The sequence below is a fragment of the Lactobacillus delbrueckii subsp. bulgaricus genome, from assembly GCF_046938665.1.
Classification (GTDB): Bacteria; Bacillota; Bacilli; order Lactobacillales; family Lactobacillaceae; genus Lactobacillus; species Lactobacillus delbrueckii_C.
On sequence record NZ_JBKZCD010000052.1, the window covers coordinates 1 to 1,604 of the forward strand.

The window sequence follows — 1,604 nt, forward strand, 5'->3', positions numbered from 1 at the left end:
ACTTAAACTTCCCACACCAAAAAGAACTATGAAGCCTTGAAAACTCAATAGTTTAACCAGTAAATATTCAATTATGCTGCTAGTGATGGCGATATAGCCTCTTGCATGTACTTCGGGAGGCGGGAAATGAAAGCTTTGGTGAACCTTTCCATCTGCTCTTCTGTCAGTTGGAAGATCTCTTTCACGCTCTCGAACATGGCTTCCACCAGGATCTGAAGGGAGTGATGGAAAGTAATGTCCGCAAGCTCGTCTATCATGCAGTAAAAGAGCTCGCCTATTGTCCTATCATCTTCATCATCTCGCTTCTCAACTGACATGAACATGTAGCGCAGAAAGACGAAAGCCGTATGGGCAGTCAATGCATCATATGAGAGGCCGTGGTATTCAGTACCAAGTTTCAAGAAACTCTTGCAGGTCTTGAAGAAGACTTCGATGTCCCATCTTTTGCCGTAAATTCTGATGATCTCATTTTCATCGATCATCATGTCCGTGCAAATAAGAGCGATCCAATCTTTGCGGTTGGAGCGATTTCTTACGCAGACTATTCTGGCATCAACCTGGACACCATCCTTGGCAGGATCTCCAACCTTTACAGGGACGGACAAGAGATATCTTGAACGACCTCGCCGCTTCTTGCATGCGCTGAAGATCTGCTTGACGTTCATCCGCTTACCATCGAACTCGTATGTGATCTTGGAACTCTTCTTCACCATGGCAATTACGTTTAGGTCACGTTGCTTGATCTGGACGATCTGATGAGGATTGGAGAACCAAGTGTCAAACATGACGTACTTAGCAGTAAGCCCTGCTTTCAAAGCTTGATCGAGTAGCTGGATAACTACATCGGTCCCCTTTGATTGGGCCATAATTCGTCTTTTGGCCGCGATTGTGCGCTTGTCGATCTTCTTGGTTGTCCCGATGACATTCTGATCATTCTTTGAGGACAAGAGAGATGAAGCGATTGGGACGAAGGAGGATCCATCAGTCCAACCCATGGTCATCATCCGAAAGCCCTTCTTGTAGGTCATCGAAACGTGGTCGAATACTTTGGCAGCCAGCTCAGTCTTCTTGTATCCAGTTCTGGAGTAGAGCGAATCGTCAAAGACGAAGCAATCCGCACGTTGGTCAGAGGTCAGATCTTTCAGATGCCCATTGACGATCTTCTCAGCTAGCAGAATAGTGAAGCGGAGCCAGTTGATATGTGGGTTCTGCATGAATCGATAGTAGGTGTTTTTGGAGAAGCCAGCAGTACACTTGCCAGACTTCTGTTGCATGTACATGCTTCTGTCTCGAAACACATTACTGAAGATGTATGAAAGGATCGACCAAAGATGGATTCCTTTTGACTTGCGGAGCCCACATCTACGGAGAAGCTCCATAACTTTGTAGTCCTTGAAGAACTTTTCAACAGAACGGGCGATTTTAGGTTCATTTTCAGTATCGAATGATGGTAAACTAGACATAGCACAAGCCTTTCGTTTGATATTGATGATGTTGTGGTTGACTAAATTATATCAAGCGAACAAAGGCCTTGTGCTTTTTTATTGGCTAAACTATTGAATTTTCAAGGTACAAGCCCACTTTTGCAAGTGGGAAGTTTAAGT

At 44.6% G+C, this 1,604-nt stretch carries 1 protein-coding gene; it reads right to left on the minus strand.

What is annotated here, in order from left to right; all coding sequences use genetic code 11:
• Positions 1–71 precede the first annotated feature (71 nt).
• Positions 72–1,463, minus strand: a complete 1,392-nt coding sequence (locus ACLUXO_RS10105) for an IS4 family transposase (RefSeq protein ID WP_412137438.1) — start codon at positions 1,461–1,463, stop codon at positions 72–74.
• Positions 1,464–1,604 lie beyond the last annotated feature (141 nt).